Origin of the sequence: Enterobacter mori, from assembly GCF_025244905.1 — a bacterium.
Taxonomy (GTDB): Bacteria; Pseudomonadota; Gammaproteobacteria; order Enterobacterales; family Enterobacteriaceae; genus Enterobacter; species Enterobacter mori_A.
In genome coordinates, this window is the sequence record NZ_CP104285.1 from 732826 (window position 1) to 753139 (window position 20314).

Annotated in this window: 17 protein-coding genes; 16 read left to right on the forward strand and 1 reads right to left on the reverse strand. The window is 55.6% G+C overall.

The features are described 5' to 3' along the window. Window positions 1–9: 9 nt before the first annotated feature. The 16 genes from N2K86_RS03490 (at window position 10) to mutT (ending at window position 20078) form a co-directional block, all read left to right on the forward strand. Window positions 10–1776: a peptidoglycan glycosyltransferase FtsI gene (locus N2K86_RS03490; protein ID WP_010426990.1), complete on the forward strand. Its 1767-nt coding sequence runs from the start codon at window positions 10–12 to the stop codon at window positions 1774–1776. Next, a complete protein-coding gene (gene murE, locus N2K86_RS03495) occupies window positions 1763–3250 on the forward strand; it encodes a UDP-N-acetylmuramoyl-L-alanyl-D-glutamate--2,6-diaminopimelate ligase (protein WP_260660483.1) in 1488 nt (495 codons plus the stop codon). The genes N2K86_RS03490 and murE overlap by 14 nt, the downstream gene beginning before the upstream one ends. Beyond that, window positions 3247–4605, forward strand: a complete 1359-nt coding sequence (gene murF / locus N2K86_RS03500) for a UDP-N-acetylmuramoyl-tripeptide--D-alanyl-D-alanine ligase (RefSeq protein WP_260660484.1) — start codon at window positions 3247–3249, stop codon at window positions 4603–4605. Before murE ends, murF begins: the two co-directional genes overlap by 4 nt. Continuing rightward, the gene (gene mraY, locus N2K86_RS03505; protein WP_003856353.1) at window positions 4599–5681 is read left to right on the forward strand and encodes a phospho-N-acetylmuramoyl-pentapeptide-transferase; all 1083 of its coding nucleotides are present in this window, start codon (window positions 4599–4601) and stop codon (window positions 5679–5681) included. The genes murF and mraY overlap by 7 nt, the downstream gene beginning before the upstream one ends. A 2-nt stretch (window positions 5682–5683) precedes the next feature. Next, window positions 5684–7000, forward strand: a complete 1317-nt coding sequence (gene murD / locus N2K86_RS03510; protein WP_260660485.1) for a UDP-N-acetylmuramoyl-L-alanine--D-glutamate ligase — start codon at window positions 5684–5686, stop codon at window positions 6998–7000. Beyond that, window positions 7000–8244 (forward strand): cell division protein FtsW, encoded by a 1245-nt coding sequence (gene ftsW, locus N2K86_RS03515; RefSeq protein WP_126815983.1) that lies wholly within the window; start codon window positions 7000–7002, stop codon window positions 8242–8244. The genes murD and ftsW overlap by 1 nt, the downstream gene beginning before the upstream one ends. Beyond that, on the forward strand, window positions 8241–9305 hold the full coding sequence (murG, locus tag N2K86_RS03520; RefSeq protein WP_260660486.1) for an undecaprenyldiphospho-muramoylpentapeptide beta-N-acetylglucosaminyltransferase: 1065 nt from the start codon (window positions 8241–8243) through the stop codon (window positions 9303–9305). Before ftsW ends, murG begins: the two co-directional genes overlap by 4 nt. Before the next feature lie 57 nt (window positions 9306–9362). Continuing rightward, window positions 9363–10838 carry a UDP-N-acetylmuramate--L-alanine ligase gene (gene murC, locus N2K86_RS03525; protein WP_260660487.1) on the forward strand — a complete coding sequence of 492 codons (1476 nt, stop codon included), beginning with the start codon at window positions 9363–9365 and terminating at the stop codon, window positions 10836–10838. Continuing rightward, complete coding sequence (locus N2K86_RS03530; protein WP_059354165.1) at window positions 10831–11751, forward strand: D-alanine--D-alanine ligase; 921 nt, start codon at window positions 10831–10833, stop codon at window positions 11749–11751. The genes murC and N2K86_RS03530 overlap by 8 nt, the downstream gene beginning before the upstream one ends. A 1-nt stretch (window position 11752) precedes the next feature. Further along, window positions 11753–12595, forward strand: a complete 843-nt coding sequence (gene ftsQ / locus N2K86_RS03535; RefSeq protein ID WP_010426973.1) for a cell division protein FtsQ — start codon at window positions 11753–11755, stop codon at window positions 12593–12595. Further along, window positions 12592–13848, forward strand: coding sequence for a cell division protein FtsA (ftsA, locus tag N2K86_RS03540; protein WP_006173845.1), 1257 nt, complete (start codon window positions 12592–12594; stop codon window positions 13846–13848). The genes ftsQ and ftsA overlap by 4 nt, the downstream gene beginning before the upstream one ends. A gap of 63 nt (window positions 13849–13911) precedes the next feature. Next, on the forward strand, window positions 13912–15063 hold the full coding sequence (gene ftsZ / locus N2K86_RS03545; RefSeq protein ID WP_008501978.1) for a cell division protein FtsZ: 1152 nt from the start codon (window positions 13912–13914) through the stop codon (window positions 15061–15063). 101 nt (window positions 15064–15164) lie between these two features. Next, window positions 15165–16082, forward strand: a complete 918-nt coding sequence (lpxC, locus tag N2K86_RS03550) for a UDP-3-O-acyl-N-acetylglucosamine deacetylase (RefSeq protein WP_260660488.1) — start codon at window positions 15165–15167, stop codon at window positions 16080–16082. Between the two features lie 277 nt (window positions 16083–16359). Next, window positions 16360–16863: a secA translation cis-regulator SecM gene (gene secM, locus N2K86_RS03555; RefSeq protein WP_260660489.1), complete on the forward strand. Its 504-nt coding sequence runs from the start codon at window positions 16360–16362 to the stop codon at window positions 16861–16863. Window positions 16864–16922: 59 nt separating this feature from the next. Continuing rightward, window positions 16923–19628 carry a preprotein translocase subunit SecA gene (secA, locus tag N2K86_RS03560; RefSeq protein WP_260660490.1) on the forward strand — a complete coding sequence of 902 codons (2706 nt, stop codon included), beginning with the start codon at window positions 16923–16925 and terminating at the stop codon, window positions 19626–19628. Between the two features lie 57 nt (window positions 19629–19685). Next, window positions 19686–20078 (forward strand): 8-oxo-dGTP diphosphatase MutT, encoded by a 393-nt coding sequence (gene mutT, locus N2K86_RS03565; protein WP_010426962.1) that lies wholly within the window; start codon window positions 19686–19688, stop codon window positions 20076–20078. 34 nt (window positions 20079–20112) lie between these two features. On the opposite strand, the gene yacG is transcribed toward mutT, so the two are convergent. Then, entirely contained in the window at window positions 20113–20307 is a 195-nt protein-coding gene (gene yacG, locus N2K86_RS03570) for a DNA gyrase inhibitor YacG (protein ID WP_010426960.1), read from the reverse strand. Window positions 20308–20314: the final 7 nt, after the last annotated feature.

Here is a 20314-nt window from a genome sequence, read left to right on the forward strand (position 1 = left end):
ACGCGACGCATGAAAGCAGCGGCAAAAACGCTAAAACCAAAACGTCAGGAAGAACAGGCCAACTTTGTCAGTTGGCGTTTTGCGTTGCTTTGCGGCTGCATTTTACTGGCGCTGGGTTTCCTGCTGGGACGCGTGGCGTGGTTGCAAATCATTGCCCCTGACATGCTGGTGCGTCAGGGTGATATGCGCTCCCTTCGCGTGCAGGAAGTGTCTACGTCTCGCGGGATGATTACCGATCGCTCCGGTCGTCCGCTGGCGGTAAGCGTGCCGGTGAAGGCAATCTGGGCCGACCCGAAAGAGCTGCATGATGCTGGCGGGATCACGCTTGATAACCGCTGGAAGGCCCTTGCGGACGCGCTGAAAATGCCGCTGGACCAGTTAGCTTCACGTGTGAATACGAACCCGAGAGGGCGTTTTATCTATCTGGCGCGTCAGGTGAACCCTGACATGGCGGATTACATCAAAAAATTGAAGCTGCCGGGGATCCATCTGCGTGAAGAATCCCGCCGGTACTATCCATCCGGCGAAGTGACTGCTCACCTCATTGGCTTTACTAACGTTGATAGCCAGGGGATTGAAGGCGTTGAAAAAAGCTTTGATAAATGGCTAACCGGCCAGCCCGGCGAGCGCATTGTGCGCAAAGACCGCTACGGTCGCGTGATCGAGGATATCTCCTCAACGGACAGTCAGGCCGCACACAACCTTGCACTGAGTATCGATGAGCGGCTACAGGCGCTGGTTTACCGCGAGCTGAACAATGCCGTGGCCTTTAACAAAGCGGAATCGGGCAGTGCCGTGTTAGTTGATGTCAGCACGGGTGAAGTGCTGGCGATGGCCAATAGCCCGTCCTACAACCCTAACAATCTTACCGGTACGCAGAAGGATGTTATGCGTAACCGTACCATCACCGACGTGTTCGAACCGGGTTCGACCGTTAAGCCGATGGTGGTCATGACTGCACTTCAGCGCGGCATCGTCAATGAAAACACCGTACTGAATACCATTCCTTATCGAATTAACGGTCACGAAATCAAAGACGTGGCGCGCTACAGCGAATTGACCCTGACCGGGGTGTTACAGAAGTCGAGTAACGTCGGTGTTTCAAAGCTGGCGTTAGCGATGCCGTCCTCAGCGTTAGTAGAGACTTACTCACGTTTTGGGCTTGGAAAGGCGACCAATTTGGGGTTGGTCGGAGAACGCAGTGGCTTATATCCTCAAAAACAACGGTGGTCTGACATAGAGAGGGCCACCTTCTCTTTCGGCTACGGGCTAATGGTGACACCGTTACAGTTAGCGCGAGTCTATGCAACGATCGGCAGCTACGGCGTTTATCGTCCGCTGTCGATTACCAAAGTGGATCCACCGGTTCCCGGTGAGCGTATCTTCCCGGAATCGACCGTCCGTACTGTTGTTCATATGATGGAAAGCGTGGCGCTGCCCGGCGGCGGTGGCGTGAAGGCGGCGATTAAAGGCTATCGCATCGCCATTAAAACCGGGACAGCGAAAAAAGTGGGGCCCGACGGCCGCTACATCAACAAATACATTGCCTATACCGCAGGCGTTGCGCCTGCAAGCAATCCGCGTTTTGCGCTAGTGGTCGTCATTAACGACCCACAGGCGGGTAAATACTACGGCGGTGCCGTCTCCGCGCCTGTGTTCGGGGCCATCATGGGCGGCGTATTGCGCACCATGAACATTGAACCGGATGCGCTGGCGACGGGCGACAAAAGTGAATTTGTAATTAATCAAGGCGAGGGTACAGGTGGCAGATCGTAATTTGCGCGACCTTCTCGCTCCATGGGTGCCAAATGCACCGGAGCGAGCACTGCGAGAGATGGTACTGGACAGCCGCGTGGCTGCTTCTGGCGATCTTTTTGTGGCGGTGGTCGGTCATCAGGCGGACGGGCGTCGTTATATCCCGCAGGCGATTGCGCAAGGTGTGGCTGCCATTATTGCTGAGGCCAAAGATGAGGCAACCGACGGTGAAATCCGTGAAATGCACGGTGTGCCGGTTATCTATCTCAGCCAGTTAAATGAGCGTCTCTCTGCGCTTGCAGGGCGTTTCTATCACGAACCTTCCGAGCAGTTACGTCTGGTTGGCGTGACGGGCACGAACGGAAAAACCACCACCACGCAGCTGATGGCGCAGTGGGCGCAGCTGCTGGGTGAAACCGGTGCCGTCATGGGGACCGTGGGTAATGGTCTGCTGGGTAAAGTGAGCCCGACGGAAAATACCACCGGCTCGGCGGTTGACGTACAGCATGTTCTTGCCGGTCTGGCAGGGCAGGGGGCGACCTTTGCTGCGATGGAAGTCTCTTCACACGGGCTGGTACAACACCGAGTGGCCGCGCTGAAATTTGCGGCTTCGGTGTTTACCAACCTGAGCCGCGATCATCTTGATTATCACGGTGATATGGAGCACTACGAAGCGGCGAAATGGCTACTCTATTCCACTCACCATCACGGTCAGGCCATCATCAATGCCGACGATGAAGTCGGTCGCCGCTGGCTGGCAAAGCTGCCGGATGCGGTTGCGGTGTCGATGGAAGACCATATCAATCCGAACTGCCACGGCCGATGGCTGAAGGCGGTTGAGGTGAATTACCACGACAGCGGGGCGACAATCCGCTTTGCCTCTTCCTGGGGTGAAGGCGAAATTGAAAGCCGCCTGATGGGCGCGTTTAACGTCAGCAACCTGCTGCTGGCGCTGGCCACACTGCTGGCGCTGGGCTATCCAATGGCCGACCTGCTGAAAACCGCTGAGCGACTGCAGCCTGTTTGCGGCCGTATGGAAGTGTTCAGCGCGCCGGGTAAACCGACGGTTGTGGTCGACTACGCCCACACGCCGGATGCGTTGGAAAAAGCGCTGGAAGCGGCTCGCCTGCACTGTGCCGGTAAGCTCTGGTGCGTGTTTGGCTGCGGTGGCGATCGCGACAAGGGCAAACGCCCGCTGATGGGGGCTATTGCCGAGCAGTTTGCGGATATTCCGGTAGTGACCGATGACAACCCGCGTACCGAAGAGCCGCGCGCCATCATTAACGACATTCTGGCGGGCATGCTGGATGCGGGGCGTGCTCGCGTGGTGGAAGGCCGCGCGGAAGCGGTGACCAACGCTATCATGCAGGCCAGGGAAAACGATGTGGTTCTGCTGGCCGGTAAAGGCCATGAAGATTATCAGATTGTCGGCAATCGTCGTCTGGACTATTCAGACCGCGTGACGGCAGCGCGTCTGCTGGGAGTGGTGGCATGATTAGCCTTACGCTAGGCCAGGCCGCTGCCATCCTGCAGGGCGCACTGCATGGTCAGGATCTGACGATTGACGCCGTAACGACGGATACCCGCAAGGTGACAGCGGGTTGTCTGTTTGTGGCGCTGAAAGGCGAGCGTTTTGACGCGCATGATTTTGCCGAGCAGGCCAAAGAAAACGGCGCGGGCGCGCTGCTGGTCAGCCGCAGGCTGGATATCGATCTGCCACAGATTGTGGTGAACGATACCCGTCTGGCATTTGGTGAACTGGCGGCATGGGTCCGTCAGCAGGTTCCGGCTCGCGTTGTCGCGCTGACGGGGTCGTCCGGAAAAACGTCGGTAAAAGAGATGACGGCGGCGATACTCGGCCAGTGCGGAAACACACTTTATACCGCGGGCAACCTAAATAACGACATCGGCGTGCCGATGACATTACTCCGCCTGACCAAAGAACATGAATTTGCGGTGATCGAGTTAGGGGCAAACCACCAGGGCGAAATCGCCTGGACCGTGAGCCTGACTCGCCCGGAGGCGGCGCTGGTGAATAACCTCGCGGCTGCGCATCTGGAAGGCTTTGGCTCGCTGGAAGGCGTCGCGAAAGCCAAAGGTGAGATTTACACCGGACTGCCGGATGACGGTATCGCCATCCTAAACGCCGATAACAACGACTGGCTGAACTGGCAGAGCATCATTGGTTCGCGTAAAACCTGGCGCTTCTCGCCGAATGCGGCCAACAGTGATTTTACCGCGACCAATATCCATGTGACGTCCCACGGCACGGAGTTCACCCTCACCACTCCAACGGGTGGCGTGGATGTGCTGCTGCCGCTGCCGGGTCGTCATAACATTGCCAATGCGCTTGCGGCGGCGGCGTTGTCCATGGCGGTTGGCGCGTCGCATGATGCGATCAAAGCTGGGCTGGCGAATCTGAAAGCCGTGCCGGGGCGTCTGTTCCCGATTCAGCTTTCGGAAAACAAACTGCTGCTGGATGACTCCTACAACGCGAACGTTGGCTCGATGACGGCAGCGGTGCAGGTGTTGTCGGAAATGCCGGGCTACCGCGTGATGGTGGTCGGCGATATGGCCGAGCTGGGCGATGAAAGCGAAGCCTGTCATATCCAGGTCGGCGACGCGGCGAAAGCGGCGGGCATTGATTGTGTGCTGAGCGCAGGAAAACTGAGCCAGGCGATTAGTCAGGCCAGCGGCGTTGGCGAGCATTTTGCCGATAAAGCCGCGTTGATTGAGCGCCTTAAGGCATTAATTACAGAAAAACAAATTGTGACAGTGTTAGTGAAAGGTTCACGTAGTGCCGCCATGGAAGAGGTTGTGCACGCATTACAGGAGAACGGGACATGTTAGTTTGGCTGGCCGAACATTTGGTCAAATATTACTCAGGCTTTAACGTCTTTTCCTATCTGACGTTTCGCGCCATTGTCAGCCTGCTGACTGCGCTGTTCATCTCTTTGTGGATGGGCCCGCGCATGATTGCCCGTCTGCAAAAGCTCTCTTTCGGCCAGGTTGTGCGTAACGACGGCCCGGAATCTCACTTCAGCAAGCGCGGTACCCCAACGATGGGCGGGATCATGATCCTGACCGCGATCGTTGTTTCCGTGCTGCTGTGGGCGTATCCGTCCAACCCGTACGTCTGGTGTGTACTGACGGTCTTAGTGGGTTACGGGATCATTGGTTTTGTCGATGACTATCGCAAAGTGGTACGTAAAGACACCAAGGGCCTGATCGCCCGCTGGAAATATTTCTGGATGTCGGTGATTGCGCTGGGCGTGGCCTTCGCGCTGTATCTGGCAGGAAAAGACACGCCAGCCACCGAGCTGGTCGTGCCGTTCTTTAAAGACGTGATGCCGCAGTTGGGGCTGTTCTACATCCTGCTGGCCTACTTTGTGATTGTCGGCACCGGGAACGCGGTGAACCTGACAGATGGTCTGGATGGCCTGGCCATTATGCCTACCGTCTTTGTGGCGGGTGGTTTTGCGCTGGTGGCCTGGGCGACCGGTAACATGAACTTCGCGAACTATCTGCACATCCCTTACCTGCGCCACGCGGGTGAGCTGGTCATTGTCTGTACAGCGATTGTCGGCGCGGGGCTGGGCTTTTTATGGTTCAACACCTATCCGGCGCAGGTCTTTATGGGCGACGTCGGTTCACTGGCGCTGGGCGGGGCGTTGGGCATTATCGCCGTGCTGCTGCGTCAGGAGTTCCTGCTGGTGATCATGGGCGGCGTGTTTGTGGTTGAAACCCTGTCGGTCATTCTGCAGGTCGGTTCCTTCAAGCTGCGCGGCCAGCGCATCTTCCGTATGGCGCCGATTCACCACCACTATGAACTGAAAGGCTGGCCGGAACCGCGCGTGATTGTGCGCTTCTGGATTATTTCGCTGATGCTGGTGCTGATTGGCCTGGCAACGCTGAAGGTACGTTAATCATGGCAGATTACCAGGGTAAAAAAGTCGTTATCATCGGGTTAGGCCTCACGGGCCTTTCCTGCGTGGACTTTTTCCTTGCGCGCGGCGTCACGCCACGCGTGATGGATACGCGTGTCTCTCCGCCGGGTCTGGACAAACTGCCGGAACAGGTTGAACGCCACCTTGGTGGTCTGAATGATGACTGGCTGCTGGACGCCGATCTGATTGTTGCCAGCCCGGGTATGGCGCTGGCGCACCCTTCACTCAGCGCCGCATCTGATACGGGCGTCGAGATTGTCGGGGACATCGAACTGTTCTGCCGCGAAGCGCAGGCTCCGATTATCGCCATTACCGGTTCAAATGGTAAAAGTACGGTCACTACGCTTGTCGGCGAGATGGCAAAAGCGGCGGGTAAGAACGTCGGTGTTGGCGGCAATATTGGCCTGCCAGCCCTGATGCTGCTGGATAAAGGCTGTGAGCTGTACGTGCTGGAACTTTCCAGCTTCCAGCTTGAAACCACCTCCAGCCTGCACGCGGCTGCCGCGACGATCCTCAACGTGACTGAAGATCATATGGACCGGTATCCCTTTGGTCTGCAACAATACCGCGCGGCCAAGCTGCGCGTTTATGAAAATGCCAAAGTCTGCGTGGTTAACGCCGATGATGCACTGACCATGCCGGTGCGCGGCGCAGATGATCGCTGCATCAGCTTTGGGATCACCATGGGTGATTACCACCTGAACCGTCAGCAGGGTGAAACCTGGCTGCGCGTGAAGGGTGAAAAAGTGCTGAACGTGAAGGAGATGACGCTTTGCGGTCAGCATAACTACACCAACGCGCTGGCAGCACTGGCGCTGGCGGATGCCGTTGGCCTGCCGCGCTCATCCAGCCTGAAAGCGCTGACCACATTTACCGGTCTGGCGCACCGCTTCCAGTTAGCGCTGGAACATAACGGCGTGCGCTGGATTAATGACTCCAAAGCCACCAACGTGGGAAGCACGGAGGCCGCGCTGAACGGCCTTCACGTTGAGGGGACGCTGCATTTGCTGCTGGGTGGTGATGGAAAATCTGCAGATTTCTCCTCGCTGAAACAGTATCTATCCGGAGATAACATCCGCCTTTACTGCTTTGGGCGTGACGGCAGCGAGCTGGCTGAACTGCGCCCGGAGATCGCCGAGCAAACGGAGACGATGGAACAGGCGCTGCGCCTGATCGCGCCGCGCGTGAAGCCTGGCGACATGGTGTTGCTCTCTCCGGCTTGCGCCAGCCTCGATCAATTCAAGAATTTCGAACAGCGTGGTGATGTCTTTACCCGCCTGGCGAAGGAGTTAGGCTGATGCGTTTATCTCTCCCTCGCCTGAAAATGCCGCGCCTGCCAGGATTTGGAATTCTGGTGTGGCTGTTTGCGGCACTGAAAGGCTGGGTGATGGCTTCCCGGGATAAAGATTCCGATAGCCTGATCATGTACGACCGCATGCTCTTCTGGCTTACGCTGGGGCTGGCGGCGATCGGCTTTATCATGGTGACCTCGGCCTCCATGCCGGTCGGGCAGCGTCTGGCGAACGATCCCTTCCTGTTCGCCAAGCGTGATGGGCTGTACATCATTCTGGCCTTCTGCCTGGCGCTGGTGACCTTACGTCTGCCGATGACGTTCTGGCAGCGGCACAGTACGGCCATGTTGATTGCGTCCATTATCATGCTGCTGATCGTTCTGGTTGTCGGGAGCTCCGTTAACGGGGCATCGCGCTGGATCGCTTTTGGTCCACTGCGTATTCAGCCTGCGGAATTTACCAAGCTGTCCCTGTTCTGCTACCTGGCGAACTACCTGGTGCGTAAGGTTGATGAAGTTCGTAATAACCTTCGCGGCTTCTTAAAGCCGATGGGCGTGATTCTGGTGCTCGCGATCCTGCTGCTGGCGCAGCCTGACCTTGGTACCGTGGTGGTACTGTTTGTCACCACGCTGGCGATGCTGTTCCTGGCGGGTGCAAAGCTGTGGCAGTTCATCGCCATCATCGGGATGGGTATTTCAGCAGTAGTGCTGCTGATCCTCGCCGAGCCGTACCGTATCCGCCGCGTGACCTCGTTCTGGAACCCGTGGGAAGACCCGTTCGGCAGTGGTTATCAGCTGACGCAGTCGCTGATGGCGTTTGGCCGCGGTGAAGTCTGGGGGCAAGGCCTGGGCAACTCGGTGCAAAAACTGGAGTATTTACCGGAGGCGCACACCGATTTCATCTTCTCCATTATTGGGGAAGAACTGGGTTATATCGGTGTGGTATTGGCGCTATTAATGGTATTCTTCGTCGCTTTCCGCGCCATGTCGATTGGCCGAAAAGCGCTGGAGATCGATCACCGCTTCTCAGGTTTCTTAGCCTGTTCAATTGGTATCTGGTTTAGCTTCCAGGCACTGGTTAACGTCGGGGCGGCAGCAGGTATGCTGCCGACCAAGGGCCTGACGTTGCCGCTGATCAGTTATGGTGGTTCGAGTCTGTTGATCATGTCGACGGCCATCATGTTTTTGTTGCGTATAGATTATGAGACGCGTCTGGAGAAAGCCCAGGCGTTTACACGAGGTTCACGATGAATCAACCGAAGCGGTTAATGGTGATGGCAGGCGGTACCGGCGGACACGTGTTCCCGGGGCTGGCGGTTGCGCACCATTTAATGGATCAGGGCTGGCAGGTACGCTGGCTGGGAACCGCAGACCGCATGGAGGCCGATCTGGTGCCGAAACACGGTATTGAGATCGACTTTATTCGTATTTCTGGCCTGCGAGGCAAAGGCCTCAAGGCAATGCTGCTGGCACCGGTGCGTATTTTTAACGCCTGGCGTCAGGCCCGCACCATCATGAAGCAGTTTAAGCCTGATGTGGTGCTGGGAATGGGCGGGTATGTGTCTGGCCCGGGTGGGCTGGCTGCGTGGTCCCTGGGCATCCCTGTTGTGCTGCATGAGCAGAACGGTATCGCCGGGCTAACTAACAAATGGCTGGCGAAAATTGCCACCAAAGTGATGCAGGCATTCCCTGGCGCGTTCCCGAAAGCTGACGTCGTTGGAAACCCGGTGCGCGTCGATGTGCTGGCGCTGCCGCTGCCTGATGCTCGCCTGAATGGTCGTGAAGGTCCGGTACGCGTGCTGGTCGTCGGCGGTTCTCAGGGGGCACGCATCCTGAACCAGACGATGCCGCAGGTGGCCGCAAAGCTGGGCGATGCCGTAACCATTTGGCATCAGAGCGGCAAAGGTGCTCAACAGACCGTTGAGCAGGCTTACGCCGAAGCGGGGCAACCGCAGCATAAAGTGACGGAATTTATTGACGATATGGCCGCAGCGTATGCCTGGGCCGATGTCGTGGTCTGTCGTTCTGGCGCATTAACGGTGAGCGAAATTGCCGCCGCGGGTCTGCCAGCGCTGTTTGTGCCGTTCCAGCATAAAGACCGACAGCAGTACTGGAATGCGCTGCCGCTTGAGAAAGCCGGTGCCGCGAAGATTTTTGAGCAGCCACAATTTACCGCCGATGCGGTCGCCACCACTCTGGCGGGCTGGAACAGAGAGACATTGCTGGAGATGGCACAGCGCGCGCGCGCGGCGGCTATCCCGGATGCAACGGAACGAGTGGCAAAAGAAGTGAGCCTGGCAGCCCAGGCTTAACCCTCGCAGCGCGTGTTGCGCTGCACGAATTTTTAAGTAGTCGATGGCGTTTAGAGAATGAATACACAACAACTGGCAAAACTGCGTTCTATCGTGCCCGAGATGCGTCGCGTCCGGCACATTCACTTTGTTGGCATCGGTGGTGCTGGCATGGGTGGTATTGCCGAAGTGTTAGCTAACGAAGGTTATCAGATCAGCGGGTCTGACCTGGCGCCAAACCCTGTAACGCAGCAGCTGGCGTCGCTTGGGGCGACTATCTATTTTAACCATCGCCCGGAAAACGTGCGCGATGCGAGCGTGGTGGTGGTGTCGAGCGCCATCTCCTCTGACAACCCGGAAATCGTTGCCGCACATGAAGCGCGTATTCCGGTGATCCGCCGCGCTGAGATGCTGGCGGAACTGATGCGTTTCCGTCACGGCATCGCCGTTGCGGGCACGCACGGTAAGACCACAACTACGGCGATGGTATCCAGCATTTATGCGGAAGCGGGTCTGGACCCGACGTTCGTTAACGGTGGCCTGGTGAAAGCTGCTGGCGTGCACGCGCGTCTGGGCCACAGCCGTTATCTGATTGCGGAAGCGGATGAGAGCGATGCGTCGTTCCTGCATCTGCAGCCGATGGTGGCGATTGTCACCAATATCGAAGCTGACCATATGGATACTTACCAGGGCGACTTCGAAAACTTAAAGCAGACGTTTATTAACTTCCTGCACAACCTGCCGTTCTATGGCCGTGCGGTAATGTGCGTTGACGATCCGGTGATCCGCGAGCTGCTGCCGCGCGTCGGGCGTCAAATCACCACTTATGGCTTCAGTGAAGATGCTGATGTTCGTGTGGAAGAGTACAAACAGATTGGTGCGCAGGGGCATTTCACCCTGGCGCGTCAGGACAAAGAATTGCTGCACGTGACGTTGAATGCGCCTGGTCGCCACAACGCCCTGAATGCGGCGGCGGCGGTTGCGGTAGCGACGGAAGAAGGCATTGATGATGATGCGATCCTGCGCGCGCTGGAAAGCTTCCAGGGTACAGGCCGTCGCTTCGACTTCCTTGGTGAATTCCCGCTGGACGCAGTGAACGGTAAATCGGGTACCGCGATGCTGGTAGATGATTACGGCCATCACCCAACGGAAGTGGACGCCACGATCAAAGCTGCTCGTGCGGGTTGGCCGGACAAAAATCTGGTGATGATCTTCCAGCCGCACCGTTACACCCGTACCCGCGATCTGTACGACGATTTCGCCAACGTGCTGTCGCAGGTCGATACGCTGCTGATGCTGGATGTTTATTCAGCGGGCGAAACTCCGATTCCGGGCGCAGACAGTCGTTCTTTATGTCGCACTATCCGTGGACGCGGTAAAGTGGACCCTATTTTGGTTTCTGACCCTGCACAGGCAGCAGAAATTCTGGCACCAGTGCTGACAGGTAACGATTTGATTCTGATTCAGGGTGCGGGAAATATCGGCAAAATCGCCCGTACCTTAGCCGAAATCAAACTGAAGCCGCAAACTCCGGAGGATGAGCATCATGGCTGATAAGATTGCTGTCCTGTTTGGCGGCACCTCCGCCGAGCGTGAAGTGTCCCTGAATTCAGGCGCTGCCGTTCTGGCGGGCCTGCGTGAAGGTGGCGTTGATGCGCATCCGATCGATCCGAAAGAGCTTGATGTGACCCAGCTGAAAGCGATGGGCTTCGATAAAGTTTTCATTGCGCTGCACGGCCGTGGCGGTGAAGACGGTACATTGCAAGGGCTGCTGGAGTTAATCGGCCTCCCGTATACCGGCAGCGGCGTGATGGCGTCCGCCATCTCCATGGATAAACTGCGCAGCAAACTGCTTTGGCAGGGCGCGGGTCTCCCCGTTGCGCCATGGGTGGCCCTGACGCGTACTGAATTTGAATTGGGCCTGTCGGACAGCGTTAATACACGCATTGCTGCGCTGGGCTTACCGGTTATTGTTAAGCCGAGCCGTGAAGGGTCGAGCGTTGGGATGTCTAAAGTTGATAAAGCTGAGGATTTATCTGCCGCTTTAACATTGGCATTTCAACATGATGAAGAAGTTCTGATTGAAAAATGGCTCAGCGGGCCGGAATTTACAGTTGCGATGCTTGGCGAAGAAATTTTACCGTCAATTCGCATCCAACCCGCTGGAGTCTTCTATGATTATGAGGCGAAGTATCTCTCTGATGAGACGCAATATTTCTGTCCAAGTGGTCTTGAAGCAGAACGTGAAGCCGATTTACAGTCTCTGGTGCTCAAAGCCTGGAATGTTTTAGGCTGCCGCGGCTGGGGACGCATTGATGTCATGCTCGACGGTGACGGGCAATTTTACCTGCTTGAAGCCAACACCTCTCCAGGTATGACGAGCCATAGCCTTGTGCCGATGGCAGCGCGTCAGGCGGGGATGAGCTTCTCGCAGTTAGTCGTACGTATTCTGGACCAGGCGGGCTGATATGTCTCAGGCTGCATTGAACACGCGCAACCGCGATGAAGAGGAAGAATATACGTCTTCACGCCGGAGTAATGGAACGCGTCTTGCAGGAATTATCTTCCTGCTCGGGGTGCTGTGCACCGTGTTTATCAGCGGCTGGATGGTGCTGGGCTGGATGGAAGATGCGCAGCGTTTACCGCTCTCTAAGCTGGTAGTGACCGGCGAGCGTCACTACACGCGTAACGATGATATTCGCCAGTCTATTCTGGCCCTGGGCTCACCTGGCACCTTTATGACCCAGGACGTCAATATTATCCAGAGCCAGATTGAACGACTGCCGTGGATAAAACAGGCGAGTGTAAGAAAGCAATGGCCTGATGAATTGAAGATTCATCTGGTTGAATATGTGCCCATTGCGCGTTGGAATGATCAGCACATGGTAGACGTAGACGGAAACTCCTTCAGCGTCCCAAGCGATCGCGTCAACAAGCAAAATTTACCGATGTTGTATGGCCCTGAAGGCAGCGAAAACGAAGTGTTACAAGGTTTCCGCGAGATGGGGCAGGTGCTGGCTAAGGACCGCTTTACGTTAAAAGATGCCGCAATGACGGCGCGCCGCTCCTGGCAACTGACGTTAACGAACGGTATCAAGCTCAACCTTGGCCGCGGCGACACAATGAAACGTCTGGCGCGATTTGTAGAACTTTACCCGGTTTTACAGCAGCAGGCGCAGACGGACGGCAAACGGATAAGCTACGTTGATTTGCGCTATGACTCAGGCGCAGCAGTCGGTTGGGAGCCGGCTCCGGTCGAGGAACCTAATCAGCAACAGAATCAGGCACAGGTACAGGCAGAACAACAATGATCAAGGCGACGGACAGAAAACTGGTAGTTGGACTGGAGATTGGCACCGCAAAGGTTGCCGCTTTAGTAGGGGAAGTTCTGCCCGACGGTATGGTCAATATCATTGGCGTGGGGAGTTGCCCATCCCGTGGTATGGATAAAGGTGGGGTAAACGACCTTGAGTCGGTGGTGAAATGCGTTCAGCGCGCCATCGATCAGGCTGAATTAATGGCAGATTGCCAGATTTCTTCTGTCTATCTGGCCCTTTCTGGCAAGCACATCAGCTGCCAGAATGAAATCGGTATGGTGCCGATTTCAGAAGAAGAAGTGACGCAGGAAGACGTAGAGAATGTTGTGCATACGGCGAAGTCCGTGCGCGTCCGCGATGAGCATCGCGTACTGCACGTGATCCCGCAGGAATATGCTATCGACTACCAGGAAGGAATTAAGAATCCGGTGGGTCTTTCCGGCGTACGTATGCAGGCAAAAGTGCACCTGATCACATGTCACAACGATATGGCGAAGAACATTGTTAAAGCCGTTGAACGTTGTGGCCTGAAAGTTGACCAACTTATTTTCGCCGGTCTGGCCGCGAGTTATTCCGTGCTGACCGAAGACGAACGTGAACTGGGCGTCTGTGTGGTCGATATTGGTGGTGGTACAATGGACATGGCTGTCTATACCGGCGGTGCGTTGCGCCACACCAAAGTGATCCCTTACGCAGGGAACGTTGTGACCAGCGATATTGCCTACGCCTTTGGTACGCCACCGAGCGATGCAGAGGCCATTAAAGTCCGCCACGGCTGCGCCCTGGGTTCTATCGTAGGCAAAGATGAGAGCGTTGAAGTGCCGAGCGTAGGTGGTCGTCCACCGCGCAGCCTGCAGCGCCAGACGCTGGCAGAGGTGATTGAGCCGCGCTATACCGAGCTGCTCAACCTGGTCAACGAAGAAATTTTGCAGTTACAGGAACAGCTTCGTCAGCAGGGTGTTAAGCATCATCTTGCGGCGGGGATTGTATTAACCGGCGGGGCAGCGCAAATTGAAGGTCTTGCGGCCTGCGCTCAGCGCGTGTTCCATACGCAGGTGCGTATTGGTGCGCCGCTGAATATCACCGGTTTAACGGATTACGCTCAGGAGCCGTATTATTCAACGGCTGTGGGCCTGCTGCACTACGGGAAAGAATCTCATTTGAGTGGTGAAGCAGAAGTGGAAAAACGCGTCTCAGTGGGGTCGTGGGTCAAACGACTGAACAACTGGTTGCGAAAAGAGTTTTAATTTTTTTAAGAGACCGGAGAGAATTAGCGGTCTCGGGCGACAGGCACAACGGAGAGAGAAATTATGTTTGAACCTATGGAACTGACCAACGACGCGGTGATTAAAGTCATCGGCGTCGGTGGCGGCGGCGGTAACGCCGTAGAGCATATGGTGCGTGAACGCATTGAAGGTGTTGAATTCTTTGCAGTTAACACCGATGCGCAGGCACTGCGTAAGACGGCAGTTGGCCAGACTATCCAGATCGGCGGTGGTATCACCAAAGGGCTGGGCGCTGGGGCTAACCCGGAAGTCGGTCGCAACGCGGCTGAAGAGGATCGTGAAGCCCTGCGTGCTGCACTGGAAGGTGCGGACATGGTCTTCATCGCAGCAGGCATGGGCGGCGGTACCGGTACCGGTGCAGCACCTGTCGTGGCTGAAGTGGCAAAAGATTTAGGTATCCTGACCGTTGCTGTCGTGACTAAGCCTTTCAACTTCGAAGGCAAGAAGCGTATGGCCTTCGCGGAGCAGGGTATCACCGAGCTGTCCAAACATGTGGACTCTCTGATTACCATCCCGAACGACAAACTGCTGAAAGTTCTGGGTCGCGGTATCTCTCTGCTGGACGCCTTTGGCGCAGCAAACGACGTGCTGAAAGGCGCGGTTCAGGGTATCGCTGAACTGATTACCCGTCCTGGCCTGATGAACGTCGACTTTGCAGACGTTCGCACCGTGATGTCCGAAATGGGCTACGCGATGATGGGCTCTGGCGTGGCGAGCGGTGAAGACCGCGCAGAAGAAGCGGCAGAAATGGCGATCTCTTCTCCACTGCTGGAAGATATCGATCTGTCTGGTGCGCGCGGCGTGCTGGTCAACATTACCGCTGGCTTTGATCTGCGTCTGGATGAGTTCGAAACCGTGGGTAACACCATCCGTGCGTTCGCCTCTGACAACGCAACCGTGGTAATCGGTACCTCCCTTGACCCGGAAATGAACGACGAACTGCGCGTCACTGTTGTTGCCACCGGTATCGGTATGGATAAGCGTCCTGAGATCACGCTGGTCACCAACAAACAGACTCAGCAGCCGGTGATGGATCGTTACCAGCAGCACGGTATGTCTCCACTGACTCAGGAGCAGAAACCGGCCGCGAAAGTGGTAAACGACCCGACTCCACAAACGGCAAAAGAGCCAGATTATCTGGATATCCCGGCGTTCCTGCGTAAGCAAGCTGACTAAGAATTGGCTGGAATTTGGGGATTTTCGCTCTTTGTGCTAAACTGGCCCACCGTTAGTGATATACACTCTCGGTTGGATAGTTAATTTGGCGAGATTATACGATGATCAAACAAAGGACACTTAAACGTATCGTTCAGGCGACAGGTGTCGGTTTACATACCGGCAAGAAAGTCACCCTGACGCTGCGCCCTGCGCCGGCCAATACCGGGGTCATCTATCGTCGCACCGACTTGAATCCACCGGTAGATTTTCCGGCCGATGCCAAATCTGTGCGTGATACAATGCTCTGTACTTGCCTGGTCAACGAGCATGACGTGCGGATTTCTACCGTAGAGCACCTGAACGCCGCCCTGGCGGGTCTGGGCATCGACAACATTATTGTTGAAGTCGATGCACCCGAAATCCCGATCATGGATGGTAGTGCTGCACCGTTCGTCTATCTGTTGCTGGATGCTGGCATCGAAGAACTGAACTGCGCGAAGAAATTTGTTCGCATCAAAGAGACCGTTCGTGTCGAAGATGGCGACAAGTGGGCTGAATTCAAACCGTACAATGGTTTCTCGTTGGACTTTACCATCGACTTTAACCATCCGGCGATTGACTCCAGCACCCAGCGCTATGCGATGAACTTCTCTGCTGATGCGTTTATGCGTCAGATCAGCCGTGCTCGTACGTTCGGCTTTATGCGTGATATCGAATATCTGCAGTCCCGCGGCCTGTGCCTGGGCGGCAGCTTCGATTGTGCCATCGTTGTTGACGATTATCGCGTACTGAACGAAGACGGCCTGCGTTTTGAAGATGAATTCGTTCGTCACAAAATGTTGGATGCGATCGGCGACCTGTTTATGTGTGGTCACAACATCATTGGTGCATTTACCGCGTTTAAATCCGGTCATGCGCTGAACAACAAATTGTTGCAGGCTGTCCTGGCAAAACAGGAAGCCTGGGAATTTGTGACCTTTGAAGACGAAGCTGAACTGCCGCTGGCCTTCAAAGCACCAAACATGGTTCTGGCGTAACGGTCTATACCGTTCGTAAAAAATCGACTGGTTAACCTGGTACTCTCTCCGACCAGGAAGGCCAGTCGTTTTTATTTTTACTCTTCTTTGTTTTCCCCGGTGTATCCTCACGCCCGTCAGGCGTAGAAAATCTGTGCGTTAGCTGCATTCTTGACCGTTTTTCCCTGCTGCATTACGTCATTCCTGCTGCTGCGCATTGGCTTTAGTGGTAATATCTGGGCGCTAAAAAGAATAACTGAACTCAGCCTCTGCAAGGCTGGCTTATTGGGTGGAGCAGGTGAGCGGAATACTGACGCGCTGGCGACAATTTGGCAGACGTTACTTCTGGCCGCATCTCTTATTAGGGATGGTCGCGGCGAGCCTCGGCTTGCCTGCGCTCAGCAATAGTGCTGAAGCGGCAACACCGACAAAAACTTCCACCACTAAGCACGATCTTACCACGCGGGTTAATTTTACTAACCTCGCACTGCTTGAAGCTAATCGCCGCCCAAACTTCTCGGTTGATTACTGGCATCAACACGCCATCCGCACGGTTATCCGCCATCTGTCCTTCGCGATGGCACCGCAGACCATGCCTGTTGCTGAAGAGACGCTTCCAGTTCAGGCTCAGCATCTTGCTCTGCTGGACACGCTCAACGCGCTGCTCACGCAGGATAACCAGCCGCCGGTCATGGTTCGTCAGACGGCGCAATTCGCGTTCATTCCGCCTGCCACATTTTCTGTCTCCACATGGATAAGCCAGGTTCACGGCATCCGTGCCGGACCGCAACGCCTCAGCTAAATTAACCTTTTTTCAATACCTTAATTTATCTGCCCATCTGGGGCGTTTGAGAATTTATTATGTTAATCAAATTATTAACCAAAGTTTTTGGTAGTCGTAACGATCGTACCCTGCGCCGTATGCGTAAAGCTGTTGCCGTCATCAACGGTATGGAACCGGCGATGGAAAAGCTGTCAGATGACGAGCTGAAGGCGAAAACGGCGGAGTTCCGCGCGCGCCTGGAAAAAGGCGAAACCCTGGAAAGCCTGATCCCAGAAGCTTTCGCCGTAGTGCGTGAAGCGAGTAAACGTGTTTTCGGTATGCGTCACTTCGACGTGCAGCTGCTGGGTGGTATGGTGCTCAACGAGCGCTGCATCGCGGAAATGCGTACCGGTGAAGGTAAAACTCTGACCGCGACGCTGCCCGCTTACCTGAACGCACTGACCGGTAAAGGCGTTCACGTCGTTACCGTCAACGACTATCTGGCACAGCGTGACGCCGAAAACAACCGTCCGCTGTTTGAATTCTTAGGCTTGACCGTGGGCATCAACATGTCCGGTCTGCCTGCGCCAGCCAAGCGTGAAGCGTATAACGCAGACATCACCTACGGCACCAACAACGAGTACGGCTTCGACTACCTGCGCGACAACATGGCGTTCAGCCCTGAAGAGCGCGTACAGCGCAAGCTGCACTATGCGCTGGTGGATGAAGTGGACTCCATCCTGATCGATGAAGCACGTACCCCGCTGATCATCTCCGGCCCGGCCGAGGACAGCTCTGAAATGTACCGTAAAGTCGACAAAATCATTCCGCACCTGCTGCGTCAGGAGAAAGAGGACTCCGATACCTTCCAGGGCGAAGGTCACTTCTCTGTTGATGAAAAAGCGCGCCAGGTTAACCTGACCGAACGTGGTCTGGTTCAGATTGAAGAACTGCTGGTGGCTGAGGGCATTATGGAAGAGGGTGAGTCGCTTTACTCTCCAACTAACATCATGTTGATGCACCACGTAACGGCCGCACTGCGCGCGCACGCGCTGTTCACTCGCGACGTTGATTACATCGTTAAAGACGGTGAAGTGATCATCGTTGATGAACATACCGGCCGTACTATGCAAGGACGTCGCTGGTCTGACGGCCTGCACCAGGCGGTTGAAGCGAAAGAAGGCGTTGATATTCAAAACGAAAACCAGACGCTGGCGTCTATTACTTTCCAGAACTACTTCCGTCTGTACGAGAAGCTGGCAGGGATGACCGGTACTGCCGATACCGAAGCGTTTGAATTCAGCTCTATCTACAAGCTGGATACCGTGGTTGTTCCTACCAACCGTCCGATGATCCGTAAGGATATGCCGGATCTGGTGTACATGACCGAAGCGGAAAAAATTCAGGCGATCATCGAAGATATTCGCGATCGTACCGCGGCAGGCCAGCCAGTACTGGTGGGGACCATCTCCATTGAGAAATCCGAAGTGGTTTCCAACGAGCTGACCAAAGCGGGCATTAAGCACAACGTTCTCAACGCCAAATTCCACGCTAAAGAAGCAGATATCGTTGCGCAGGCGGGTTATCCGGCGGCCGTAACCATCGCTACCAACATGGCGGGTCGTGGTACCGATATTATGCTGGGTGGTAGCTGGCAGGCCGAAGTGGCCGAGCTGGAAAACCCAACACCAGAACAAATTGCGCAGATCAAAGCCGACTGGCAGGTGCGTCACGATGCCGTGCTGGCATCGGGTGGCCTGCACATCATTGGTACCGAGCGTCACGAATCTCGTCGTATCGATAACCAGCTGCGTGGCCGTGCGGGCCGTCAGGGTGATGCCGGTTCTTCTCGTTTCTACCTGTCTATGGAAGATGCGCTGATGCGTATTTTCGCCTCCGACCGCGTGTCCGGCATGATGCGTAAACTGGGTATGAAGCCTGGCGAAGCGATTGAGCATCCATGGGTCACCAAAGCGATTGCCAACGCGCAGCGTAAAGTGGAAAGCCGTAACTTCGATATTCGTAAGCAACTGCTGGAATATGATGATGTGGCCAACGATCAGCGTCGTGCGATCTATACCCAGCGTAACGAACTGCTGGACGTGTCCGACGTGAGCGAAACCATCAATAGTATCCGTGAAGACGTGTTCAAAGCGACTATCGACGCGCATATTCCTCCGCAGTCTCTGGAAGAAATGTGGGATATCGAAGGTCTGCAGGAACGTCTGAAAAATGATTTCGACCTTGAACTGCCAATTAAAGAGTGGCTGGACAAAGAGCCTGAGCTGCACGAAGAGACGCTGCGTGAACGCATCTTCGAAACTGCGCTGGACGTCTACAAGCGTAAGGAAGAAGTCGTTGGCGAAGAGATGATGCGTCACTTCGAAAAAGGCGTGATGCTGCAGACGCTCGACTCCCTGTGGAAAGAGCACCTGGCGGCGATGGACTACCTGCGCCAGGGTATCCACCTGCGTGGATATGCGCAGAAAGATCCGAAGCAGGAGTACAAGCGTGAATCCTTCTCCATGTTTGCCGCTATGCTGGAATCGCTGAAGTATGAAGTCATCAGCACCCTGAGCAAAGTTCAGGTGCGTATGCCGGAAGAAGTGGAAGCGATGGAGCAGCAGCGTCGCGAAGAAGCTGAGCGTCTGGCACAGATGCAACAGCTGAGCCACCAGACTGACGAAAGTGAAGCCGCAGCGGCGATCGCAGCGCAGACTGGCGATCGTAAAGTGGGCCGTAACGATCCGTGCCCATGTGGTTCTGGTAAAAAGTACAAGGCGTGCCACGGCCGTCTGAGCTAAGACGTTAACAACTCGAAAAGGCGCAGATTTCTGCGCCTTTTTTATGGAAGTCACAATATGAAAACACTGCAAATTGCCGTCGGGATTATTCGCAACCCGCAAAACCAAATTTTCATCACCCAGCGCGCTGCCGATGCCCATATGGCGAACAAGTGGGAGTTTCCTGGCGGAAAAATCGAGTCGGGTGAAACGCCGGAGCAGGCGCTGGTTCGGGAGCTTCAGGAAGAAGTGGGGATTACCCCGTTTGGCGCAACGCTGTTTGATAAGCTTGAATACCAGTTCCCGGACAGGCACATCACGCTGTGGTTCTGGCTGGTGGAAAGCTGGGAAGGCGAACCCTGGGGGAAAGAGGGGCAACCGGGTAACTGGGTTGAGCTTAAAGCAAGTGATGCCGACAAATTTCCTCCGGCAAATGCGCCCGTCATATCCCGCCTGACGGGCAACCTGTAGGCCTGCTAAGCGAAGCGCCAGCAGGCATTAAAGGCTATCGCTGCTCTTCGCTCCAGTCATCACTATCAGAGAGATCGCCTTCGCTTGGAATGCGTTTCTCTTCCGCGGCCCATTCGCCCAGGTCAATGAGCTGGCAGCGCTTGCAGCAGAATGGGCGAAATGGGCTCACTTCGCCCCAGACAACGGTTTTGCCACAGGTAGGGCAGTTTACGGTGGTTACGTCAGACATCGGCACT